At 39.1% G+C, this 22,595-nt stretch carries 27 protein-coding genes; 10 read left to right on the forward strand and 17 right to left on the reverse strand.

Going from position 1 to position 22,595, the window contains the following annotated elements; all coding sequences use genetic code 11:
- Positions 1–96 precede the first annotated feature (96 nt).
- A complete protein-coding gene (locus ACIFPW_RS13835) occupies positions 97–1,188 on the reverse strand; it encodes a YheC/YheD family protein (protein ID WP_430245088.1) in 1,092 nt (363 codons plus the stop codon).
- Positions 1,189–1,362: 174 nt separating this feature from the next.
- Between ACIFPW_RS13835 and ACIFPW_RS13840 the strand changes: the two genes are divergently transcribed.
- From ACIFPW_RS13840 to ltaE, 3 genes are all read left to right on the forward strand, one after another.
- Positions 1,363–1,956: a cupin domain-containing protein gene (locus ACIFPW_RS13840; RefSeq protein WP_430245090.1), complete on the forward strand. Its 594-nt coding sequence runs from the start codon at positions 1,363–1,365 to the stop codon at positions 1,954–1,956.
- A 218-nt stretch (positions 1,957–2,174) separates the two neighbouring features.
- On the forward strand, positions 2,175–3,356 hold the full coding sequence (locus ACIFPW_RS13845) for a macrolide family glycosyltransferase (protein WP_430245092.1): 1,182 nt from the start codon (positions 2,175–2,177) through the stop codon (positions 3,354–3,356).
- Between the two features lie 109 nt (positions 3,357–3,465).
- A complete protein-coding gene (ltaE, locus tag ACIFPW_RS13850) occupies positions 3,466–4,488 on the forward strand; it encodes a low-specificity L-threonine aldolase (RefSeq protein WP_430245094.1) in 1,023 nt (340 codons plus the stop codon).
- A gap of 218 nt (positions 4,489–4,706) precedes the next feature.
- Here ltaE and ACIFPW_RS13855 read toward each other — a convergent pair whose 3' ends face one another.
- The 15 genes from ACIFPW_RS13855 to ACIFPW_RS13925 all read right to left on the reverse strand — a co-directional run bounded on the left by ACIFPW_RS13855 (position 4,707) and on the right by ACIFPW_RS13925 (position 15,646).
- On the reverse strand, positions 4,707–5,012 hold the full coding sequence (locus ACIFPW_RS13855) for a hypothetical protein (protein ID WP_226612492.1): 306 nt from the start codon (positions 5,010–5,012) through the stop codon (positions 4,707–4,709).
- Between the two features lie 82 nt (positions 5,013–5,094).
- Complete coding sequence (locus ACIFPW_RS13860; protein ID WP_430245096.1) at positions 5,095–5,280, reverse strand: hypothetical protein; 186 nt, start codon at positions 5,278–5,280, stop codon at positions 5,095–5,097.
- 70 nt (positions 5,281–5,350) lie between these two features.
- Positions 5,351–5,683: a hypothetical protein gene (locus tag ACIFPW_RS13865; protein WP_430245098.1), complete on the reverse strand. Its 333-nt coding sequence runs from the start codon at positions 5,681–5,683 to the stop codon at positions 5,351–5,353.
- A 190-nt stretch (positions 5,684–5,873) separates the two neighbouring features.
- A complete protein-coding gene (locus ACIFPW_RS13870) occupies positions 5,874–6,116 on the reverse strand; it encodes an aspartyl-phosphate phosphatase Spo0E family protein (protein WP_194220715.1) in 243 nt (80 codons plus the stop codon).
- A gap of 397 nt (positions 6,117–6,513) precedes the next feature.
- Entirely contained in the window at positions 6,514–7,203 is a 690-nt protein-coding gene (locus ACIFPW_RS13875; RefSeq protein ID WP_430245100.1) for a hypothetical protein, read from the reverse strand.
- 317 nt (positions 7,204–7,520) lie between these two features.
- A complete protein-coding gene (locus tag ACIFPW_RS13880) occupies positions 7,521–8,450 on the reverse strand; it encodes a collagenase (RefSeq protein ID WP_430245102.1) in 930 nt (309 codons plus the stop codon).
- A 490-nt stretch (positions 8,451–8,940) separates the two neighbouring features.
- Positions 8,941–9,381 (reverse strand): NUDIX domain-containing protein, encoded by a 441-nt coding sequence (locus tag ACIFPW_RS13885; RefSeq protein ID WP_430245104.1) that lies wholly within the window; start codon positions 9,379–9,381, stop codon positions 8,941–8,943.
- 239 nt (positions 9,382–9,620) lie between these two features.
- Positions 9,621–10,157, reverse strand: a complete 537-nt coding sequence (locus tag ACIFPW_RS13890; protein WP_430245106.1) for a small multi-drug export protein — start codon at positions 10,155–10,157, stop codon at positions 9,621–9,623.
- Between the two features lie 466 nt (positions 10,158–10,623).
- Positions 10,624–11,019, reverse strand: a complete 396-nt coding sequence (locus ACIFPW_RS13895; RefSeq protein WP_430245108.1) for a VOC family protein — start codon at positions 11,017–11,019, stop codon at positions 10,624–10,626.
- A gap of 123 nt (positions 11,020–11,142) precedes the next feature.
- Positions 11,143–11,787 (reverse strand): hypothetical protein, encoded by a 645-nt coding sequence (locus tag ACIFPW_RS13900; RefSeq protein ID WP_430245110.1) that lies wholly within the window; start codon positions 11,785–11,787, stop codon positions 11,143–11,145.
- 222 nt (positions 11,788–12,009) lie between these two features.
- Positions 12,010–12,177 (reverse strand): hypothetical protein, encoded by a 168-nt coding sequence (locus ACIFPW_RS13905; RefSeq protein WP_283152685.1) that lies wholly within the window; start codon positions 12,175–12,177, stop codon positions 12,010–12,012.
- 113 nt (positions 12,178–12,290) lie between these two features.
- Entirely contained in the window at positions 12,291–12,602 is a 312-nt protein-coding gene (locus ACIFPW_RS13910) for a hypothetical protein (protein ID WP_430245112.1), read from the reverse strand.
- A 42-nt stretch (positions 12,603–12,644) separates the two neighbouring features.
- The gene (locus tag ACIFPW_RS13915; protein ID WP_194220706.1) at positions 12,645–12,800 is read right to left on the reverse strand and encodes a hypothetical protein; all 156 of its coding nucleotides are present in this window, start codon (positions 12,798–12,800) and stop codon (positions 12,645–12,647) included.
- A 164-nt stretch (positions 12,801–12,964) separates the two neighbouring features.
- On the reverse strand, positions 12,965–14,422 hold the full coding sequence (locus ACIFPW_RS13920; protein WP_430245114.1) for a CoA-acylating methylmalonate-semialdehyde dehydrogenase: 1,458 nt from the start codon (positions 14,420–14,422) through the stop codon (positions 12,965–12,967).
- A 24-nt stretch (positions 14,423–14,446) separates the two neighbouring features.
- On the reverse strand, positions 14,447–15,646 hold the full coding sequence (locus ACIFPW_RS13925; RefSeq protein WP_430245116.1) for an iron-containing alcohol dehydrogenase: 1,200 nt from the start codon (positions 15,644–15,646) through the stop codon (positions 14,447–14,449).
- Positions 15,647–16,027: 381 nt separating this feature from the next.
- Between ACIFPW_RS13925 and ACIFPW_RS13930 the strand changes: the two genes are divergently transcribed.
- From ACIFPW_RS13930 to ACIFPW_RS13960, 7 genes are all read left to right on the forward strand, one after another.
- Entirely contained in the window at positions 16,028–16,561 is a 534-nt protein-coding gene (locus ACIFPW_RS13930; protein ID WP_430245118.1) for a hypothetical protein, read from the forward strand.
- A gap of 225 nt (positions 16,562–16,786) precedes the next feature.
- Positions 16,787–17,581 (forward strand): hypothetical protein, encoded by a 795-nt coding sequence (locus ACIFPW_RS13935; RefSeq protein WP_430245120.1) that lies wholly within the window; start codon positions 16,787–16,789, stop codon positions 17,579–17,581.
- Entirely contained in the window at positions 17,547–18,575 is a 1,029-nt protein-coding gene (locus ACIFPW_RS13940) for an ABC transporter ATP-binding protein (protein ID WP_430245152.1), read from the forward strand. Before ACIFPW_RS13935 ends, ACIFPW_RS13940 begins: the two co-directional genes overlap by 35 nt.
- A 15-nt stretch (positions 18,576–18,590) precedes the next feature.
- Entirely contained in the window at positions 18,591–19,169 is a 579-nt protein-coding gene (locus ACIFPW_RS13945) for a MauE/DoxX family redox-associated membrane protein (protein WP_430245122.1), read from the forward strand.
- A 1-nt stretch (position 19,170) separates the two neighbouring features.
- The gene (locus tag ACIFPW_RS13950; protein ID WP_430245124.1) at positions 19,171–19,737 is read left to right on the forward strand and encodes a TlpA family protein disulfide reductase; all 567 of its coding nucleotides are present in this window, start codon (positions 19,171–19,173) and stop codon (positions 19,735–19,737) included.
- 13 nt (positions 19,738–19,750) lie between these two features.
- The gene (locus ACIFPW_RS13955; RefSeq protein ID WP_430245126.1) at positions 19,751–20,701 is read left to right on the forward strand and encodes an ABC transporter permease subunit; all 951 of its coding nucleotides are present in this window, start codon (positions 19,751–19,753) and stop codon (positions 20,699–20,701) included.
- On the forward strand, positions 20,698–21,705 hold the full coding sequence (locus ACIFPW_RS13960) for a hypothetical protein (RefSeq protein WP_430245128.1): 1,008 nt from the start codon (positions 20,698–20,700) through the stop codon (positions 21,703–21,705). Before ACIFPW_RS13955 ends, ACIFPW_RS13960 begins: the two co-directional genes overlap by 4 nt.
- Positions 21,706–22,273: 568 nt before the next feature.
- Here the strand turns inward: ACIFPW_RS13960 and ACIFPW_RS13965 are convergent.
- The gene (locus ACIFPW_RS13965) at positions 22,274–22,528 is read right to left on the reverse strand and encodes a hypothetical protein (protein WP_430245130.1); all 255 of its coding nucleotides are present in this window, start codon (positions 22,526–22,528) and stop codon (positions 22,274–22,276) included.
- Between the last annotated feature and the right edge of the window lie 67 nt (positions 22,529–22,595).

The following is a 22,595-nucleotide window of genomic DNA, read 5'->3' on the forward strand; positions in this document are numbered from 1 at the left end:
AAAGAGGGAAGAATCGATGTACAATTCCTCCCTCTGTTCTAGTACATATTCATTATTCGTGATAGATAACAGGACCCGTTATGATTACTGCGCGACTTAAATCCGATCCATTAAATATCTCCCATACTCGATCGGCGTTCTGAAGACCGCTTCCCACTTATCGTGAAGGAGCTCTCCATCCTCAAACAATCCGCTCACATAGTCTGAGATAAAGTTACATTCAATAAAATAAGGCTTACCCGCTTTTGTGATGCCGATATCGAATCCAAGATCGGCTAGCTTCGGAAAATGGTGATCGAGTACGCGGGCGGTTTGAAGTCCTAGCTGTTCAATGCTTTGTAGGAGCGCTTCGTACGAAATTCCTGGATGGGAATGAGGCGCAACAGCTTCAAACGTGTACGTCGTTCCCCCTTGTGCTCCATTCGTTAGAAAGTCTCCCCCATTGGCTACCTTGCACATCACGCCTGACACCTGCCAATTCCCGTTTCGATTCTTTTGAACCGCGACGCGCAAATCAAACGGATGGCCTTTAAAATCAGCTAGCGGAATCATCTCCTGAATCATGTACGTATGCGTACGGAGTCGGTTAACGAGCACCGCAGGCAGCGTCTTTTTGAAATCAACTTGTTTGAGATCGCCTTCTTTTGTTTTATAAAAGAGGCGCCATCCTTTCTTAACCCGCTCAACTTTCATCGCGCCAATGCCGAATTCGCCATAGCTTTTCTTGAGAATGAATTGCTTGTAGCGTGCAGCCATTTTATTTAAGTTGTTGATCGTAAAGAGCTCCGTCTCAGGCAAGTGGTCTCGAAGATTGTCATGCTTGATCAGGACTTCGTGAACTTTATGCTTCTCCACATCATAATTCGGCACATTGTAAACGACGCGCCCTTCCTTCATTAAAGACTTGATGTGCGAACGGTAAGCTGGCAAGTAATCGAGCACGCGTGTATAAATGACTTTCGGCGCTGGAACTTCTTTCACGACAAACGTTTCCTGTTCATACACATAGGCTTTCACCGTCGCGACGCCTGGCTTTAGATCAAAGAATCGAAAATAACAAGGGATTATGCCAAGTTCTCTTGCTGACTTCTCCCAAATCATAAACATGCTGCGCGTGCCACCCTGTAATTCAGGCATCGCCTCATACGTTGATTTGGGAAGGATAATACCTAGATAGTGATCGCTCACAACGATCTGCCCCCTTCGCTTTAATCTATTGCGAATAGGGGCCGTGTTGTGCCTGGTCGAGTGCATTTATAGGCGCTTCTCCGCCCTATTTCATAGCCAGTGGACTGGCACCTACACCGGGCTTATCCTTTTTCATAGAATAGTAGAGAATTGAAACAGAAATGAGGAGAATATATGACAACTCCAGTATCAGGCTATATTACGGATAACCGAAACTTAGTAGGTCGAAAAGGAAACCCGAACCTTTTTTATGATATAAAGGATAATGTTGCATTTAAGAAAGATCCGGAAAACCTCATCTATCTCTTATCCTCAGCGCAAATGCCAGCGATGATCGGCGGCTCACTTGCCGAATTAAGAATGTCGAAAGGATCTGTACGCGAGCCGCACTGGCATACAAACTCATGGGAATTGGTATACCTCGCTTCTGGATCCGCAACCGTCGGCATCCTCAACCCGAACAATGATCAATTATTAACGTATCAGCTACGAAAAGCTGGTGAAACGGTCTTTATTCCAATGGGCTATTGGCACTGGATTAAGGCAGATTCGGACGAGACCTTGCTGTTATTATTCTTTAACAACGACCGCTTCCAAACGCAAGATGGCTCTAGCATGCTGACGAAAACCCCTCTGAAGGTTTATGAAGAAGCGTATCGCATAGACCCGAAAACAATGGAAAAAGCGCTAGATCCAATTGAAGGGAAAAGTCCTGTCGTTATCGGACCGCCACCCCCTTTATCACGCAAACGTCGCAGGCGAAGATAAGGAAGACAGATTCTGGTAAATCGTTCATTTTTAAACCCTAGATAGATTGACCTATCTAAGGTTTTTTGTGTTATTACTTTTGAAGGATTTGTCATGAACTAAGTTTAATAATTGCTCAACTATGGAAGAAGCCAACCAACGTAATAAGGTTTCATTCTTATTGAAAAACAATTATTCTTTACTATGTGACGATAATAAAACTCAAGAGGTGACGACTGATGGCAAATATTCTAATGCTTAACATCCCAGGTGAAGGACATGTTAACCCAAGCTTAGGCATGGCAAAAGCTTTTGCAGATCGGGGAGACAGCGTCTATTATATTTCAACTGAAAAATTCAAAGACCGCCTAGAAGGCGTAGGAGCGAATGTGATTCTTCATGAGGATCGATTAGATGGTTTACACATCAATCATGGTAGTTCAGAAGGAATCAATAACTTTCTACATTTCTTTATACGCTCTTCTTTAGATATCCTCTCAATTACAAAAGAGTTAGCGAAAGAAGTTTCGATTGATTTTGTTTATTACGATGCCTTTGGTCCTGGTGAATTAGTAAAAGAGTATTTACAAGTACCAGGCTTCTCTTCTTCTTCATCCTTTTTAATCCCAGAAGATTATAAAAAGAACCTCCCCCTTCACCCAGACGCGTCGGTGTCATTTGAACTCGATGAAAATGGGAAAGCTTTATTAGCTAAGATGAAGCAAGAGTTTGGCGTCGCTCCTAAAACCATGTTGCAATTTATGCAAAATCAAGGCGAGCAAACGATGGTTTATTCAAGCGAGTATTTCCAACCTCATTTAAGTGAATTTGGTGAAGGGTATCATTTTATTGGTCCTAGCTTCCCGGAACGAAAAGACGCGACTGACTTCCCACTTGACCAGCTTGAAAACGAGCAGGTTCTTTTTATTTCTATGGGCACAGTGCTCGATCATGTTGAGAGTTTCTTTAATATGTGCATCGACGCCTTTACAGATTTTCCAGGGAAAGTTGTCATTTCAGCAGGATCAAGTGCTGATTTCACTAAACTAAAAGAAGCTCCCGATCACTTCATTATTCGAAAATATGTTCCTCAGCTAGATGTGTTGCAGCATACGAACGTGTTCCTTACCCACGGAGGAATGAACAGCACTAATGAAGCGATTTACTTTGAAGTCCCGATGGTGGTGCTCCCTCATGGTAAGGACCAGCCTTTGGTCGCTGCACGCCTCGCAGAACTACAAGCCGGATATCCTATTTTCCCACCGAACGTAACAATCGAATCGCTACAGCATGCAGTGAATCAGGTCATTCATAACGCGAACTATCAGCTAGGCATCCGAAAGATCAAAGAGAGCTTTCAAGCCTGTGGCGGACCTATTGAAGCATTAGAAATCATCGATCGCCACCTTGCGTCGAGATAACAGGATCATAAAGCCTCCCCGTTACGAAGTTGATTCACTTATGAAATAACCGTATACTTTTGATGGATACTAGTAGACTATTACTTAATGAAGACGGGGAGGACGAATCGTGATCGATTTGCGCAGTGATACGGTAACGAAACCAAATGAACAAATGAGAAAAGCGATGTACGAAGCTGAAGTAGGCGATGATGTGTATGGAGAAGATCCTACGGTTAACAGGCTCGAACAAATCGCTGCAGAAACGCTAGGAAAAGAAGCGGCTTTATTTGTCACGAGCGGCACGCAAGGAAATCAAATTGCTGGCTTAGTCCACTGTCAGCCTGGTCAAGAAGTGATCATGGAATCTCAGGCGCACTTATTCCTATATGAAGCGGCAGCACTGTCCGCCTTTGCTGGTGTACAAATTAAGACGATCGATGGCAACCGCGGTGCGATGAATCCAGGCGATGTTGAAGCGGCTATCCGAGGCGACGATATTCATCAGCCGGAAACGGGACTAATCTGCATCGAAAACACCCACAACAAAGCAGGTGGCGCGATTGTTCCCCTTGAGAATATGGAACAAATCTATCAACTATCAAGAAAACATCAGATCCCTGTTCACTTAGATGGGGCACGATTATTCAATGCTTCTGTAGCAGCTCAAATTCCCGTAAAAGAATTCGCGAAGTATACGGATTCTGTTCAATTTTGCTTATCAAAAGGGCTCGGTGCACCAGTTGGTTCTATGATTGCCGGTACTTCTGAATTTATCGGGAAAGCTCGAAAATGGCGTAAGCGCCTTGGCGGCGGTTTAAGACAAGCAGGTGTTCTCGCTGCACCAGGCATTATTGCTCTCGAAGAAAACGTGAAGCATCTTGAGATGGATCACGAGAACGCGAAGTATCTTGCTGATGGTCTTCAGAATATTAAAGGGATTGTCCTTGTCAATCAAGTGGATACGAACATACTCTTAATTGATATTACGAATACGAAGAAAACGACAGAAGATTTTATCCACCGTTTAAAAGAACACGGCGTTTTAGCAGGTGCGTTTGGTCCGAACGTGATTCGATTTGTAACGAATAATGGGATTACGAAGAAAGACATTGATGCTGCATTATCGGCTGTCCGGAAAGTTGTAAGTTAAATTCTAATTTATTCATTTCACATCTTCATAGATTGAAAAAGGATCCACAAAATCATCATTCATTTTGTGGATCTTTTATGTTGATAAATCAATTTTTCACATGTAATGCGATGAAAAGTTTACCCGAAATAAGATACATAGGTAAGAGATAGAATCTGAAACTATCCCTACTTGAAATAACCCTTACGAATCAACCTTCGCAAGATATTATTAGCTACTTATGGATATTTATTTCCTTCCTTGCTATAAATTTCATAAACAAAATATCCAACTAAATAACCTAGTGCCGCACCTAAATTAACTGAAGATAGTAATGAGAACGAGAAATACATACCAACCACTACACCAATACCAGCCCCCAAAAGCATTCCGATTGGGATGAGACTATCTAATAAAAGTTGAGCAGCTTTTGAATCTTTCTTCCCCAGATTGCCTTTATTAGATTTATGCTTTAGGCTTTCAATCACAAAGACAACTACTATGCCCATTAAGACAAGCGGTGCTATTGTCTCAGCTATCCACATAATCACATCTCCTCCCCCAAGATCATATCTGCCATTCAATATCTTCTTATGGATCTTTTATAACAAAAAGGCTCCACCTCTTTTAATCGAATAGAAAATTCCCAACCAATCCAATCAATAGCATGATAATCAAACTCCCAAACAGAAAATATCCGATTACCTTAATAGGTAAGGGCAGTTTTCCACCTCTTGATTTTGGATAACCTTCAATGTTTTGTTTATGAGCTATAGCATCATTGAATGGTTTATTTTCGTTTTCGTTGTTCATAGAGAATCTCCCTCCTCCTCTTGATAGAAGTTAATCAACTTTCGTAACCCCCGTACCCCCCTCGTCTCTATTACTCTCGTTTCCCACTGATTCGCTTACTATACATCCAATAACATACAAAATAGCTACCCACCAAAAGAAGTAAATAGAATAACTCTGGATGATTAAATGGAGCGTTTTCTAGAGGTCCTGTTCTTAAGTCGAAAAAGCTTAAGACCACATTTATCACAAAGACGGTTAGTAAGAAAATCCAACTTCCTACAATCGCTTTTTGTTTAATGAATCGAGAGCGTTCATCATTGGTTTTTGAACCACTTCCATACTCTTTATCTCCAGTAAACCAGCCAATAATTAAAAATAGAATAAAGCTAACAAATATAGAAATAGCCCATTCGTTTAACATTTTTACCACCTCTTCTATTTAAAATAGACGCTTATAACTAATCTCTTCAATAAGCCGTCCCCCTAAAAAAAATGAGATAGAATTATGCTTTGTTCGCTTAACAATCATGAACAAAACTAATCTATCTCAAATTTACATATTACACATTTATAGCGGCTAGCTTTTGCTTTCCTAAAATAACAGTTTGTCTTTAATTTGAGTATGTTGGCTGACTTTCTTTATACTCTCCAAATTGGTAGCGATTAAGTAATCGATCAAGCTCCTGGCTAGCCATTAATGTCTGTTTATGTGTAAAGCCATGAGCTAACACCTTTAAAGATAAAAGAGATTTTTTTTCATCGATCAGATCAAGAAGATCTGCACGATTATAGCATTTGATTGGCGATTTAAACGCTTCCCTTCCTAAATTAATGTTGGAGAACCAGAAGTACATATAAACAGCGTGCTATATATGGATTCTAAGGAATGGGCCAAATAATAGTGCTCAAAATATAAAATATAAAGATCTTCATTCCTACAAGTTCATTAATCAACATGTATATAACGCTATTAAATTAGTACGATAATATAGTAATTCATGTAATAGTTTACTATATTTTGCAAAAAGAAAATATAAAAAAAGAAATATTGCGAAAGAAATATTTGTGCTAACTTCAATAGCTAACTTACCATACTTTATAACGATTATGGCATCATGACTTCAATTGTCTTCAAATTTTAACCTGTTGGGGATAGAGAATTGTCTTAATCTTATTTTCATATCCAACATAGTGTGGGCACATTATGCCTTCTAAAACGAAACAATGATTAACATAATTCCGCTACTCAGATTACTGACTATTCATTTTGTTGATAATCTCTATGATTTCTTCATTATCTCCTGTATCCACGTTTACAAGCTTTGTATTGGTAATGATATCTTCCATTTCCTTCTGAATTTCTTCTTTATCTATACCTTCAGGAGGAGGAAAGCCACCATACCAGCGCAAAGGAACGTTATATACATTAATCGTGCCATCTCCGTTACCACTATACGTAACGATGCCATCTACGATACGGGAACCACGTAATTGAACAACATCTTCTGGATAAGTGAGACTGTTCTCATCATCAGGATCAAGAGGGGAACCAGCGGATATAAGTTGAACATTTAATTCATCTATTTCTTGATTCGGTCCTAGCTGTGACCAGACACGAGCGTATTCAATTTCCTTGGAGGAGTAATCATCTAACGAAAGATTTTCTTCGTTTTCATCTGCAGGATTTGAATCACCGCTTTTTGATTCTTCAGAAGAGGATTCTTTAGCATCTTCCTGTGAAGTGTCTTCTGACGTTGATGAAGATGAAGCTTCGTTTGCTTGATTACCCTCTTCCACTTCAGTCGTTTCTTCCGTTGATAAAGTAGCGTCATTCTCAGCAGCATTTGACTTGGCATTCGTATTATCTGAACACCCTGCAAGTAATAGAATAAACAATAATAAAGACATATGACAATAAAAAAGCTTTACCTGTTTCTTCATTCGATCATTCCTTTTATTTATTATCTTGTCTAACGATTAGTAATAAAAAATGAAATCATCTCATTCGATCAACATCACGATCATCTAAGTGCCTGTACCAAACGCCTCTGCAAATTTTCTCCCCATAAAAATTCCTTAAATTTACAATTAATTTCCACACTATCATCCATTATTTCAGATTATTCTCATTAACTCAAGTATCAATTTCATTTAAATCAAACCTTTTTGTAGCGCTTATTTAATCAACAAAAGAAGACTATTGGTATCAAGGTATAAGAAACATACTTAAGGCATTTACTTAGTATGCTTTCACTCCTTCAATGAAAGCTTCCTATTCTATCCTCTTCCTCCCCTAACTTCATTTCCAGTTTTTCATATAAACGATCATAGTGAAGTCCAGTTACATCAGCGAAACTTTCTTTAAAATCACCTGAATCATTCGTTGCATCGATAATTTCTTCAATCACTTCTTCCCCTTGCTCATCTATAAGAAATTTGATCGTGAAATAACTTTGATCGTAGACATTCTTCTCTTTTTGCTCTCTAGCAGCTGCCCATTGTTCATGACTTCTAAGCTGATCATAAGTCAAAAGCTTAAAGTCACTTACTTCTATAGTGGTTTGATCATTTGATATATACTCAGCAATTCCTTCCTGAAACCATAGAGGATATTTATCCAATCCTAAAGGCGTACCAGCCACTTTTTGATCTAACGTATAATGCGTATATTCGTGTAATATCCTTTTCTGAAAAAAATAAAGTGGTGTTTCCTTACCATCCAATATTCCTTTCTTATCATCGATCCTAACAGCGATGAATAACCCATATTGATCATAAAAACCAGATACATGATTTAAATCAGAAATACTTTCGAAATCCTTTTTATTATGAAAGAAGAGAACAGCTACGTCTCTTCCATCAATATCGCCCAATATGTCTGCATTTCTATCCTTAGCCCACTGCAACGTATCCATAATTAAAGGAAATAGCTCAACATCTTGATCATCAACATAGATAGACATGTTTTCATAGCTTTTCATTTCTTTTGAATGCTTTGCTTTTCTCTCTAGCTTCCCATCAAAGTTCAAACTAAGGCCAAATTTAACTGCTTGAAAATAAGTAATAGGTTCACCTGAATTTTCTTCAATCACATTATGTAATAAGATGACCCCAGCTAATAAAAGCAGTAGAAGGAGAGAAAGTAGGCTTGAAAAAATAATGATAACGATTTTAATAGTTTTATTCATATGAACCCCTTTGTTCTTTCTCATTTCTTCTTACAGCTTATCTACGAAAAGTTGATATTAAGACATATTCTATCGTTACATCATTCGACTCACCTATGTACTACCTGAAGAAAACCCAAACCAATACTAATAAAATCGCTACTATTACCCAGATCAAAGCTTGTTGATTTTTCACGTTTTTCCCTCCTTCCATCCCACTTTGTCAAAAGCTAAGACTACTTAGCTTGTAATCAGAACAGCTGACAAATGCCGACGCACAGAAAGATATAACGGCATTCCCTTTTCTCCCAACCTTCATCTCATTTCTTTTTTGATTTAAATTTTTCTAATCTTTAGAACTAATTATTTCAAAATAGGTAGAATAACTCAACGTTCCATTCAATAAATAAGAAGCTTATCTTATGATTGATAAGCTTCTTAACAGTTATTTTTAGTAACCACACATCACAAAGTAACTTCTATATTACTCCTACCACTTAAGCATCTTCATTTAACGAATAAATGCAAGATCTCTTTTCTCAAGTGCATCCGTCAGCCATCGAGGGTGCATGGTTAATAAGTTCTGTGGTAAACGTGACTGTCCAAAAAATTGAACATCAAGTGATTCGGCAGAGTTGCATCGAAGTTCTCCACCTGTCACTTCAGCAAGGAAGCATGTTGTAATAAAATGAACGACTTTCCCATTTGGATAATGAAAAACCTGTGAAGTAGGATCAGAGTAAACACCGATGATCCTGGTAATCGTTATATCCAAATTTGTTTCTTCTTTCACTTCTCTGATGGCTGCTTCGGAGACTGTCTCCCCTATTTCGATATGACCAGATGGAATCCCCCATTGCCCCACATCGGTTCTTTTTTGTAATAAAACCTCGTTTTCTTCATTTAGAATAATCACAGCAACACCAGCTTTTAGTTCATCGATTGTCGACATATAGAATACCTCCTTTAAATAATTAAAAAGGCCCGAAGAGAAAGATTTCAGCGCAGTACAAATACGCTGAACTTTTCCCCTCGGACCTTTTATGTCAATAGGTGCCTTTTACTTATGTAAAAGATGTAGCCCTCGGTCACTAGCCTATCTCGATAGCGGAACCCTAGCTACAATTTTCCAGTTCATATTTACTTTACAACACATAACGATAAAGTTAAAGGTGTTTTCAAATGATCATGCTAGTTAGTGAATAGACGAACTAAAACACCATCATCTTCCACGTCATGTACAAAAAAACCAACTCCATAGCTTGATGCTACAGCCATAATCACAGTCCAAAGTACTAAACTCGTCATCATCCAGCTGGTGACCAGCTTTCTTTTTGAACCGAAACTCATTCCCATAAACGCTGAAATATGTGAGCCGACGAAAAAGGGACCGATGATTGTTAAGCCTGGCAAACCATACTTATCAAAAAGAACTCTTGCACGTTTCTCCTTCTTCGACTCTTGCATTTCCTCGACATGTGCTTCTGTCGTCTCGCCCTCCTCCTGAACCACATCCTTCGTACGCTTTTGTTTTCGTTTCTTCCGCCATACTTTAAATTTATCTACAAATACAATTAACAAAACAACTGTCAAAGCATTTCCTAAAAAAGCAAGTATGCCTGTTAGTACTGGCGACAGCCCACCGATGATCGCTAGTGGGATTACAGCAACAAGTTCAAATAACGGAATCGCTGCCATAAGAAACACTAAAAAATACGATAAAAACATCGTCTCCATTCCCCTCTAAAATAAGTCATTTCTCACTAAGTAGCCAATCATTCCACGAACAATTATCTCTATACCTAAACTATTCGTAAGGACCCAATCGTATCCTCAAGTATGAAGAGCACTTACCTAATAGGAACAGCCATATTACCTTCGCCACCTATCCAACCTTGAAGACCTTTCACGGACTAAGTACCGTCACCTCCTCTCCTTCTTCTTTCATCTCGAAAATACTACTTAATAGCGAACTAGAAATAAATAATTCGCAATTTTACGCCAATTATCCAATTCCAATTATTTCAAATCTAACTAGATAACTCAATCTTTTATTTTGATAAATATGGAAAACTTTTTAACAGTCCAAAATAAATCGTCCAAGCTTCACTATTTCATCCGTTCAAAACTCTCCATCAATTAGCATTTAAAAAAGAACCCTTTAAAAAGGGCTCTCTCAACTGTTTTTACTAAATTATTTTGCATTCTCATCCGGTTGATGAAGACCAAAGATATTTCCTTCCGTGTCAAGGTAATAGGCCTGCCACGCCATTCCAGGCAATGCGTATTTGGCCATCGCTGTTTTGCCACCATTAGCAAGAACTTTCGATTCAGTAGCATCTAAATCTTCCACGCCCATTGTACAAGCATACCCATTGATTGCAGCATTACCTTCAGGAGGTGGACCTTGCCGTTTCATCAACGCTCCATCGATTCCTGGTTCTTTTGCATCACCAGTCACTACACCAAGATAAGGCATGCCGGCATATTCACTCCAGTCTTCAAACTTCCAATCAAATACGTTCCCGTAGAACTTCTTAGCCCGTTCCATGTCATCTACATGAATTTCAAAATGAACAACTCGTCCCATAATTCCCTCCTAATTTCAGCAAGATTTGAGAAGGACATCCGGTTATGAAATCTGTTCTTATGTATCCTTCACGTATCTATATTCTAGTCATCATGTCATACTCCTTTACGACTTTTGGTCCAATTACTCTTTCTTATCCAAATTGTCTTTCCATTCCAATTGAGCCACAATCGCATATTCCGCCGTTTTTACCGATTCAGGCAAAGTTTTGACATCGCTATCGTTCACTGACGACATTTGGTTCTCACTCGATCCAATCAAGTATGCCAAATACACCGTTTCTCCTTTTGTGATCGTGACTTCTTCTTCTATCTGTTCAAAGATAAATGCGCCCAGCTCTTTAGGCATATTGGTCGATCCTTTGCTGTATCCATCCGGTGACCCCATTGTAAAGTAAGCTACTTTTTCTTCCATTTGAAGTTGGAATGAGTGAAGAGCTTTATTGAAACGCTCTTGTTTATAATCTCCACCCCAGGTAACAAACTCTTCTTTTCCATCTTCTCCGTCTTTGTATACAACGATCGAAGTCACGAGCGCTTCTCCTTCTCCTACGGTCCCATCCACCGTATAAAAGGTTTTGAAATCGACTCCCATTTGATTCACGATGCTTTGCTCACGTTTTGATAGTTTGGCAGGTTTAATATCTAGGGAACTTGCAGAAGCCTCTTGAGTAGAACCTTTCTCTTCCTGTTTCCCTTCATTGCTGCCTTCATTCGTACATGCTGCTAGAAGCAGAAATACTCCTAGTAAAGTGATAAATCGTTTCATCTCAATTCCTCCGTCTTTCTATTTCAACCTATTGATTTGCCCTTTCTAAAACCACAATTCTCCTTTACGAAAGACCCCCACTTAGGAGGAGAGGAGAGAAGAGTATAGCTTCTTATAATTTAATGATGCAACGAATCGACTCATCACCTTTTTGGTGTGCCCCCATATTATTTCATCTCATAAAAATATAATCGCTCAAAACCAAAGCGATTACTTTTCTTTTCATTCAGTACTGTCCTTATGATGTTCTAACTTCTTTATTTCCAACTCAATCTTCTTAGCTTCAAGCTCTAGCTCTTTCATTTTTATATCTTTTTCTGTTTTCTTAACATAGCCATAATAGATGAGCGATAAACCAACGACGATCGTAAGATAAAAGAATAAACCCAATTTTTCATCCCCCTAATGTGATTAGTGATTGCATATGCTACACAATCATATAGTTGTTTCGATCGGAGCTGCAAGTCTGTTTTCTATAAGAGCTCCTCTTTACTAAAATCCCCTTAATAATATGTGGTAATGGTTAAGACAAGACTAAAAATCGTAAATAGCACTGAACCGTAAAAAACGGCACCTACATTTACTTTCAGTTCATTATCTTCTTGAACTTTCCACCCTGCCTCGCTTGCCTCAGCAGTAGCCCCTTTTGATAAAAATCCTCCGCTACTGTTAAAGAAGTAAAGCACAATGGTAAGCCCTAGAGCAATAAAGAAGCTCCATTCACTAAATGAAAAAGAAATGAATACACTTGCAGCCCATACGAGTATACCGATCACAAACGATGCAATCACTGACCTTACAATGACCTTTTTCACACATATCTCCCCTTCTTCTCATTAAGTTAATATCCAAAAATATTAAACAAACAAATGACGTAAGAACAAAAAGCCGTATAGTAGCGCTCCACCAATGAAAGTAAGCAATCCAACCAATAGAAAACCATAGACTAATCCCTTTCCCATGGCAAATAAGTCTAGAAACAAATTCTTAACTGAATGAAATAGTGTTTGCATAGCGCACTCCTTGAACATTTATCCCTTTTGTTATCTTAATTCGTTATACGAATGAAACGTATCAAATGTTTCATCTTTACCACATTATTCCTTCTCCCCATAATACAAAAGGTGCAGAGAGGTTCTCCTCTCTGCACCTTTTGTATTATTTTAATTCTTGTTGCTTACCACCTGGCCGTTAACATCTTTCTTCTCGTATAAAATTCCACTCCGTCTGATCCATTCGCATGAAGATCGCCATAGAAGGAATTTTTCCAACCTGAGAACGGGAAGAAAGCCATTGGGGCTGGTACGCCTATATTTACGCCTAGCATGCCAACTTCGATGTTTTCTCTGAAATATCGAACGTTGCTTCCGTCTTTAGTAAACAAGCAAGCCCCGTTTCCGAAATCAGATTCATTCGTGAGCTCGATCGCTTCTTCTAGATTTTTCACTCGCACAATTGATAGCACTGGCGCGAAGATCTCGTCCTTCCAGATTTGCATAGAGGAGTTTACGTGATCAAAAATCGTTGGTCCGATAAAGTAGCCTTCATCGTTGTATGCTTCGTCGTTTCGGCCGTCGCGAATGAGCGTAGCACCTTCCTCCTGACCTTTACGGATATAGCTTTCCGTTCTTTCTTTATGTTCTTTACGGATAACCGGTCCTAAGAATACGTCTTCATCAAGGCCGTTGCCGATTTTTATTTCATCGGCTTTTTCGTTTAACTTTTGAAGCAGTGGCTCCACAACATCATCTACCGCCACAACAACGGAGCAAGCCATGCATCGTTCGCCTGCAGAACCGTATGAAGCAGCGATGATTTCTTTAACCGCAGCGTCAAGATCAGCGTCAGCCATTACGATGGAATGGTTCTTCGCACCGGCAAGTGCCTGAACGCGTTTACCATTCGCAGCCCCTGTTTTGTACACATATTCGGCGACGGGCTGTGAGCCGACGAAGGAAATCGCAGGCACATCTTTGTGCTCTAGAAGCCCATTCACAACGTCATGTGCTCCGTGAACAATATTCAGAACGCCATCCGGTAAGCCCGCTTCTTTAAAGAGCTCTGCTAAGCGGTTTGCAAGTAATGGCGTTCGCTCAGAAGGTTTAAGAACGAAGGTGTTCCCCATGGCGATCGCAAGTGGAAACATCCAGCACGGCACCATCATCGGGAAGTTAAATGGCGTGATGCCGCCAACAACGCCAACAGGATAGCGATACATGCCTGATTCGAGATTCGTTGCGATATCCGGAAGCTGCTCGCCCATCATTAACGATGGCGCACCAGCTGCAAATTCAACGCATTCGATCCCGCGCTGCACTTCACCTTGTGCTTCTTTAAAACTTTTACCATTCTCTTTTGTTAGCAATCTCGCAAGCTCGTCCCAATTGTCGACGAGCAGCTGCTGGTATTTAAATAGAATGCGCGCGCGTTTCGGAACGGGCGTTTTACTCCAGGTTTTGAAGGTAGCCTTTGCTACTTTCACTGCTTCATCAAGATCTGCTTTTGTTGAAATCGGAACCTGAGCAAGCTCCTCCCCTGTTGCCGGATTTGGTACAGCTTGAAATTGATCGGTTTTCGCATCGACCCATTTACCATTAATATAGTTTTGTAGCACGTTCGTTGCCGTCGTAGCCATGTTTTCATTCCCCTTCCAGTTGTGTTAGCGAACCTTTTCTTCACTTATAAATTCGTAGTCATAGCAAATCTCATAAAGTTCTTCTAATTCCGCCTGTGTAGGCAAGCGAGGATGATGCGCTGGGCTCCCGCTGTCTAATGCGTCTGCTGCCATTTTGATAATAACCTGCTTGAACGCCGTCTCATCAATTCCCCAAGATTTGAAGTTCGGGATATTTAATGAGGCACAAAGACTTTTGATAGAAGAAACCGCCACATCAGCCGCTTCTTCATTTGAGAGCGCCTCGCTTTCTTCTGTCTGAAACAGTCTCCCGAGATCAGCGAGTCGATCGATGCAAGAATCCTTACTGTATTCGAGTACAGCTGGAAGCAGCATCGCGTTTGAATATCCATGCGGCACGTGAAAAAGAGCACCGATTGGACGCGACATGCCGTGCACAAGACAGACGGAAGCATTTGTAAAAGCCATACCCGCCTGAAGAGCACCTAAACTCATCGCTTCTCGTGCATCGAGATTCTCTCCATCATTGTAAGCGCTTTTAATATGACCGATAATGTGTCCAATCGCAGATAAAGCAAGCGTATCTGTCATCGGATGAGCTTGCTTTGAGAGATACGCTTCCACCGCATGACTGAGGGCGTCAATCCCTGTCGCCGCGGTTACTTGCTGTGGCGATGAGCGCGAGAGATACGGATCCACAATCGCAACTGCCGGCATGAAGGCGGGCTGTTTGATCATCATTTTCACATCAGTCGTTGTATTCGTAATAACGGTCACGTCCGTTGCTTCTGAGCCAGTTCCCGCTGTTGTTGGAATAGCGAGATGCGGAATCGGCGCCTTCTCTGCCATCGTTCTGTTCGCGCGATAGTCACCTATGTATCCTCCATTCGTCGCAAGAACGGCGATGGCTTTCGCCGTATCGATACAACTTCCCCCACCTAATGAAATAACGATCTCACAGTTCGTGTTTCGGAAAAGCACAAGCGCTTCAGACACATAATCGTCCGTTGGTTCAGACGCAACACCCGTGTAGATCTCACTTTCCACTCCCACCTGCTTCAAATAATCCTGACAATCCGTGACATAACCGAGATTCATCATCACCTGATCACTAACAATAAGGGCTTTCTGACCGCGACGAGCTGCTTCTGCGCCAATTTGTTTAAACGAATCTCTTCCATAGAGAATCGTTTGAGGTGTACGAAAAACCGCAAACTGTTCCACCATATCTCTCCTTTTCTTAAGTTCCTTAAGTATGAAGAACGTGCTGTTATCTGCGATGTTTTCAATATTGACTTGTCTCTTTACACTACTTTCTTGATAAGAGGAGCTCATTCCTACTCATCGGTGAGAATTTCATCGTTTGTTTCGTTATGCCAGGTGAAATACAAATTCCGCTTTTGATAGAAACACGTTTTAGTATTGGAAATGGGACCTAATACAAAGTAAAAAGACTCATTAAATGAATATTAGGAAACAACAGTGAAAAAACCCGATTTAAAGTCAAGATTCTTGGACATATTTCCCAATACAATATTTTCTAAAATTGTGATAATTTTAAATAAAAGCAAAACAGAGAAATGTTATTTAGAGGAGCACACAAATTTGTATATACTAGCACCCGCAATCTGGATCAGTATGTTTCTCGTATTTCTAAAACTGAAAAAGCAATTAAATACTGAGCTTCACTTTCTTCCTTCTGGTGACCAACAAAAAGAAATGATTATAAAACATCCGATCATAGGCAAAAACGTTGGAAATATATTAGTTGACGCTCATTTGCTCTCCTCCCCATTTTCAATTGTCATCATTGTTAATCAAACATGTAGCTTTTGTTTAACAGAGTTAGAAGAGCTTATTCTTGAAAACCAGTCTTATCAACTTCCAATATTCAATGTCATTTCAATCGATAGCAAAGCCGAAGGGAATGCGCATAGCGAAAAGTACAGCCTTTATCAACATGACGTAACACAGCTTCAGGTTGAGCAAGAGACAATAACCAAACTTGAAATACATGACTTTCCCACTCTGCTATTAGTTGATCAAAATGGAACGGTGTTAGGAGAGCATGGTTGGTATAGAGGAGTATTTCATCAATACAACTTCATATTGAAGGGAGGTGAAGGAAATGTTGAATAAACTATTTGGAGTAAAACCTGCGGGTTACCCTTGTGACTCTAAAGTTAGTCGCTCTTCTTGTGGATCTACTTGTGATTCTAACGGAAATCGCGTATGGCAAACATCTTATTATGACAGTATAACTGGACAAAAGTGTAAAACGATCTATAATTCTTGTTCTTGCTAATGAAGAAAATACATAGACCAGGATTATTCCTGGTCTTAAACTAATTTGGCGGTAAAGATATGAATATTCATTATTTAAGGAAGAGTTTTCAATTCGTTTGGAATATTAGTCCACTGTGGTTTTTAGCTTCTATCTTCATTAGAGTGGTGACTGGTCTTTTCCCCCTAGCTACTCTGTGGGTAACTAAAGAATTAGTAAATGCAGTTGTACTCATTATTAGTGCTGAAGAACCTAATTATCAGCGTGCGTTTTTATTTCTCACCCTAGAATTATTTCTAGTAGGTCTCTCCTCTACACTCAAGCACATATCCGATATTTTTGATGAACAAATTGAAGTGAAATTAGATTACAGTGTTGGAAAACTTGTGTCAGAAAAAGCAGCATCAGTACCACTTAGCTATTATGAAATACCTGAATTTTATAACCACCAGGAACGGATTAGTGGAAACTATGGTAGTAAGCTTATGTCCCCTGTAAAGAACATTTTAGACTTGGGGCAGTTCTCCATAAGCTTAATTTCTTATTTATCCTTCTTGCTGTCATTCCATTGGGGATTAGCGATATTGAGCGCAATTTCTGCAGTGCCTATATTATTGTTGCAGTCGCGCTTTGGCAACGAGAAGTTCTTCTTATTAAAGCATCAAACACAAAAAGCTAGAGAATCCAATTACTTCAACTTCCTTCTTCAAAATCGACAATCAGCTAAAGAAGTAAGGCTTTTTCATTTAGGCCCCTTTTTCTTGGAAAGATGGGGAAAGTTATTTTTAAGTAATAGCAATGAAGTTCTTGCACTTCTAAAAAAAAGAAAAGAAAGTGCAAATGGTGCTGGATCTTTTTACAGCTCTTTTGTATAGTCTTTCGGCCGCCATTGTGATTTGGTTACTAAAGAAAAAGAATTTAGGTGTAGGTGAATTTGTTTCCATTGGACAAGCAATTAAAGGAGCGCAGGCTTCCTTAAATATGATGGCTTCTTATCTCGCTAAAATTTATGAAGAAAACCTCTATATCGAAGACCTGTTTGAGTTTTTAGATTTCAGAGATGAGAAATTTGCTTTTGAAAACAATGAACGTATACATAGTTTTCCCGAAAAGCTTAGAAAAGGCATTACGATTCATAATGTAAGCTATCATTATCCGGAAAGTAAAAAAACGGTCATAAATAACATCTCTTTTTCAATTGCTCCCGGGGAAAAAATCGCCATTGTAGGGGATAATGGATCCGGAAAAACCACCCTTGTGAAATGTCTTCTTGGACTATACCCAGTAAGTCATGGAGAAATCCTTGTAGATGGCATTAACATTAACTATTTTGATCCTATTACGCTAAAGAAAAGTATGACAGGGATTTTTCAAGACTTTATGCAGCTACCCTTTTCCATAAAGCATAATATTACTCTTGGTGATGTTGAAAATATGGAAGATACGGTTTTAATGAGAAAAGTAACCAAACAGTCTGGCCTTCTAGACACGGTCCAGCAGTTTCCAAATCAATTTGATACTCGGTTAGGAAAACTCTTAGGTGAAGGTGAAGATTTATCAGGTGGACAGTGGCAAAAGCTTGCCCTTTCTAGAGCCCTGTTTAGTAAAGCCAATATCATTATCCTTGATGAACCTACTGCTTCACTTGATCCTTTAACAGAACTAAACATCTTTAATCAATTCAAAGAACTCACTCAAGATAAAACGGCTATTTATATTTCGCACCGTATGGCCGCAGCTCGATTAGCTGATCGCATATTGGTTATGAAAGATGGCGAATTGGTTGAAGTCGGGAATCATGAAGAATTACTTGCACGTAGGAAAAATTATTATGAAATGTTTACAAGCCAAGCTCAATGGTATGCCTAATTCGGAGGAATGCTTATGGAAATACTGTTACTTTTTCTTAGGTTAGGGATAGCGATTATTCCGGTAACCTCTGCTTATACCAAAATGCGAGATCTCGCTAACCATGAACAAAGCATACAAAACTATCAGATTATACCTGATCGCTATGCAAAACCAGCAGCGAAATTCGATGCTATCGCTGAAATGATGGTTGGTCTCTTGCTATTAGTTGGCCTCTTTTATAAGGTCAGTTTGATCTTCTTTACTGGATTAATCGTTCTCTATACGCTTGCGATTCTAATCAATCTAAGGAGAGGTCGCTCATCACTTTCATGTGGCTGTGGAGGGATTGTTGGCGAAAAGCCAATCTCATGGAAGCTTATTTTCAGAAACCTATCCATTATAATGGTGGCCGTAATGTTGTTCTTTAGTTCAACAAAAGTTGGCATTCTTGATTATTATGCATCCACTTCATCATTGAATGAAGTCTATCCACCACTTTACTTTATTGCTTCATTTTGTTTTTTTGGCATAATCGCGACGTTCTTTGTCCTAGTAGAGGTTAAGAAGATAAATCACCATTTTAATCGGTTATTACACAGAGGAGAGATATAAAATGGAAGTGAATTGGGGGCTTCTTTCACATATTGGCTTATGGTTTTTTCTTTTGATGCAATTTGCGATATTACTGTATTTTCTAAAACAAATTACGCAGTTTTTAAATCGATTTAGAAATGTTGGCGCAACTATAGAAGAAAAGACGTTACAAGTTGGGGAGAAAGCTCCACTGTTTCGGGTGAAAGATGAAGAGAATCAACAAATTTCGCTTGCTGATTTTAATAATAGACATATAATTATGATCTTTAGCAGCACGACGTGTGGTACTTGTTCGACTTTATTAAGTCAAGTCCCCTTTCTAGCTGACACCTACCAAACAAACATATTCGTCATAACTCATGATAGAAGAGAAAAGGGATCCGTGCCTTCTATTCCGAATACATATTATGTAAGCTCGGCTGAACTCTTTAAAAACTATTACATTAAAAAAGTGCCTACAATTTTCATAATCGATCATGAAGGAAATATCGCTGCACAGGGGGATATGAATGAGTTAGAGAACTTATTAAGCATAGTTCCAAAACAAACTGTTGCTTCTAGCGAAACAAAGATTTCTCAATTGTAAAAGGAGGGCCGTGATGAAGAATTCACTTACCTTGCAGATTGCATTCCAATTTCTATTAACTTCAATAGGCATCCTACTAATTGGCTCACTTCCTTACTTGTTTTTTAATATGAAATCGCAACTAAACGTGCTCAAAATGATTGATAACAATTCGTTAAACAATACTTCGTTTTTATATGACACCATCGTACTTAATTTTGATGCATACTTTCATCACATGCTTCATCTCTTAAACGTCATCCTAACTGGCAATACCATTGAGTACTACGTTCTGGGGAGAGAGTTACCTTTATTCCCGGAATTCATGGATGTTTACCTTACTTCTATGTTTTACCTATTCATTTCTATCGTCCTAGCTCTTATCTTAGGAATCCTTCTTACATTCCTTACAATGTTACTTCCAGTTCATAAAAGAACTCTTCCTAAGGCTTTTCTTTTTATTATTGAATCATTGCCGGACATTTTCGTGATTTTAGTTGCACAACTAGGCATTATTTGGGTCTATAAAAAAACAAACTTTCTCCTTTTTAACATTTCCAGCGGTTTCGATGAAAACGCGATCGTTCTTCCGGTCCTAGTTCTATCACTACTGCCTGGTATATACATATATAAGTATTTGTTGTTGTCCTTTGAAGAAGAGGAGAAGCTTCTGTACGTAGAACTAGCACGAGGAAAGGGATTAAAGCGATCAAGAATTTTAGTGTTACACGTTTTTAGGAACTCCATTTTAACCTTATTTAACCATTTTAAGGGTGTCTTTCTTTTTGCAATCGCTAACTTATTAATGTTGGAGATTATCTTTAATATTAATGGGTTTATGACCTTTATTTTTGAGAATGGGGTACTGAATCCTGAAATACTAACCATGGGGCTGTTTATGGTATTTATCCCTTCTTTTATCATGTTCACAACAGGAAAAGTTACGCTAGAACACTACTTCAATATTGGTGGGAAGAATATATGAAGAAACAATTAATCCAACGCCCGTTGTTAATAGGAGGCACTCTCTTTATCTTATTCCTCCTTATAGGAAGTTTCGTATACACCACGTTTGCAGATCCGGCTCCACCTGAAAAAGTATTGTATGATGAGAATCATAATGCCATTGCCTTAGCACCTTTTCCGCCCTCCCTACAGTTTCCATTAGGGAGTGATCTCGATGGAAATAACTTCTTACTCATGCTACTCGAGGGGGCCAAGTATACCATTGGACTATCCATCATCGTTGCCTTTGGGCGAATGGTATTCTCATTCTTAGGCGGATATCTTTTGTTTAGGTTACCGAGTGCTTTTCGAAAACTGTTAGCTGGGCTTGCAGATGCGCTTCACTATGCGCCGGTTACGATTTTCACCTACATATTGATCGCTCCCGTTGTGTTAACCTTCAGCTGGAGCTATGATACCGTAACGAAAGTCGTCTTCCCAATGCTCGTGCTTATTTTCATCAGTGTACCAGTACTTTCCCTTTACATTCAAAACGAACTCGATCTCATATCTAAAAAGGAATTCATAGAAAGCGCCAGAACTATGGGCGGAAGTAAATTTCATATTTTCAAAAACCATCTAGCACCTTTCCTGAATCCTAAGTTACTACTCCTTTTCGTTCAACAAGTCGGACAGGTCCTTGTTGTCTTTGCCCATCTTGGTCTTTTGAAAGTATTCATAGGCGGTACAGACGTCAGAGTCATTGAGTATGATATGGACACTGGAAAAGCCTTCACGGACTCATTTTCGATGTCAAATGAGTGGGCGGGGCTGATCGCTCAAAATTTCCAATACGTCTCTTCTTTTCCATGGATGATTCTTGCGCCCGTTACCGCCTTTGCATTAACCATTCTAGCAGTGAACTGTATCGTATATGACTTAACATCTTCTAAGCCTCTCAAATTGAAAAGAAAGAAAAAGAAGCTGCATACTTCAACGATAAAAAGGACCATACCACCGGAGAGTTTTGAATTCAAAAGCTAATCCAGTCTTATATAAGAAGTCATTCAGTCACGAATGGCTCTTTTTCATTTCGTTTTTCTTTGTAATGACGGATAGGGAGGCGAAGGTATTGAGAGCATCTATCACAAATTCAATCATGCTCACTCATCATAACTTCAGAAGAGCTTCATTTACAAAACCAAATGAAATAAGGAGCTTATCTTATTATTGATAAGCTCCGAGATTTTAGAATGAAAATACCTTGATGGATTCTCATTATTACAACGAACTACTCAGATTTATTTTTTCTTTTTTTAGCAACTAAATTATATAAGCTGGTGTGTTTATAATTGTAAGCAAGCAACGAAATGAATAATGCGGCGAGAATAGTAGATAAAACAATCTTAATTACCCCATATTTAGCATAAGCCCCAAAAAGCAACCCAAAAATTAAAGGATAACCAAACCACTTAGAAGAAAAAATCTCTCTAATAGAATTGATAATAAGAACCTCCAAACCCTAATAACATCATCCTGCAACCTTCTTACAGATAAGCTCCGACATAACTTGAATAAGCAAAAAAACAATTTTGACTCCTATTTTTCTCATTTAACTCTGAAACATGGGTATCAACACATTCAGGGAAACGATAATCCCTAGAGCTACTCCTATAACGAGTGTGAGATTATGGCCAGTAAGCGTGCCATACTTTTTCTTAAATTGAACTCGTACCAAAAAGTAGACAATTGAAGCGCCAACCGCCATTAAAAATAAAGACAGGGAAAAGTTAAAAATAGTTTCTAACACTAGCCCTGTAATTAATGAAAGTAAGGTGAATTGGAGTATTTCTCCTGCCGTTTTCACATCGATGCCTCCCCTTCTACATCTTTTGGATGCTTTTTAAGTGCGAATATACAAGTTTTTTACCAAT

Origin of the sequence: Pseudalkalibacillus sp. NRS-1564, from assembly GCF_050467905.1 — a bacterium.
Taxonomy (GTDB): Bacteria; Bacillota; Bacilli; order Bacillales; family Guptibacillaceae; genus Guptibacillus; species Guptibacillus hwajinpoensis_B.

Bases quoted from the DNA above. Each gene is read 5' to 3' on its own strand.
- ACIFPW_RS13950 (WP_430245124.1), top strand. From the start codon at position 19,171: ATGGAAGTGAATTGGGGGCTTCTTTCACATATTGGCTTATGGTTTTTT.
- ACIFPW_RS13840 (WP_430245090.1), top strand. From the start codon at position 1,363: ATGACAACTCCAGTATCAGGCTATATTACGGATAACCGAAACTTAGTA.
- ACIFPW_RS13875 (WP_430245100.1), bottom strand. From the start codon at position 7,203: ATGAAGAAACAGGTAAAGCTTTTTTATTGTCATATGTCTTTATTATTG.
- ACIFPW_RS13855 (WP_226612492.1), bottom strand. From the start codon at position 5,012: ATGTGGATAGCTGAGACAATAGCACCGCTTGTCTTAATGGGCATAGTA.
- ACIFPW_RS13920 (WP_430245114.1), bottom strand. From the start codon at position 14,422: ATGGCTACGACGGCAACGAACGTGCTACAAAACTATATTAATGGTAAA.
- ACIFPW_RS13845 (WP_430245092.1), top strand. From the start codon at position 2,175: ATGGCAAATATTCTAATGCTTAACATCCCAGGTGAAGGACATGTTAAC.
- ACIFPW_RS13960 (WP_430245128.1), top strand. From the start codon at position 20,698: ATGAAGAAACAATTAATCCAACGCCCGTTGTTAATAGGAGGCACTCTC.
- ACIFPW_RS13900 (WP_430245110.1), bottom strand. From the start codon at position 11,787: ATGAAACGATTTATCACTTTACTAGGAGTATTTCTGCTTCTAGCAGCA.
- ACIFPW_RS13880 (WP_430245102.1), bottom strand. From the start codon at position 8,450: ATGAATAAAACTATTAAAATCGTTATCATTATTTTTTCAAGCCTACTT.
- ACIFPW_RS13860 (WP_430245096.1), bottom strand. From the start codon at position 5,280: ATGAACAACGAAAACGAAAATAAACCATTCAATGATGCTATAGCTCAT.
- ACIFPW_RS13865 (WP_430245098.1), bottom strand. From the start codon at position 5,683: ATGTTAAACGAATGGGCTATTTCTATATTTGTTAGCTTTATTCTATTT.
- ACIFPW_RS13885 (WP_430245104.1), bottom strand. From the start codon at position 9,381: ATGTCGACAATCGATGAACTAAAAGCTGGTGTTGCTGTGATTATTCTA.
- ACIFPW_RS13890 (WP_430245106.1), bottom strand. From the start codon at position 10,157: ATGTTTTTATCGTATTTTTTAGTGTTTCTTATGGCAGCGATTCCGTTA.
- ACIFPW_RS13895 (WP_430245108.1), bottom strand. From the start codon at position 11,019: ATGGGACGAGTTGTTCATTTTGAAATTCATGTAGATGACATGGAACGG.
- ACIFPW_RS13935 (WP_430245120.1), top strand. From the start codon at position 16,787: ATGAATATTCATTATTTAAGGAAGAGTTTTCAATTCGTTTGGAATATT.
- ACIFPW_RS13955 (WP_430245126.1), top strand. From the start codon at position 19,751: ATGAAGAATTCACTTACCTTGCAGATTGCATTCCAATTTCTATTAACT.
- ACIFPW_RS13915 (WP_194220706.1), bottom strand. From the start codon at position 12,800: ATGCAAACACTATTTCATTCAGTTAAGAATTTGTTTCTAGACTTATTT.
- ACIFPW_RS13940 (WP_430245152.1), top strand. From the start codon at position 17,547: ATGGTGCTGGATCTTTTTACAGCTCTTTTGTATAGTCTTTCGGCCGCC.
- ACIFPW_RS13945 (WP_430245122.1), top strand. From the start codon at position 18,591: ATGGAAATACTGTTACTTTTTCTTAGGTTAGGGATAGCGATTATTCCG.
- ACIFPW_RS13870 (WP_194220715.1), bottom strand. From the start codon at position 6,116: ATGTACTTCTGGTTCTCCAACATTAATTTAGGAAGGGAAGCGTTTAAA.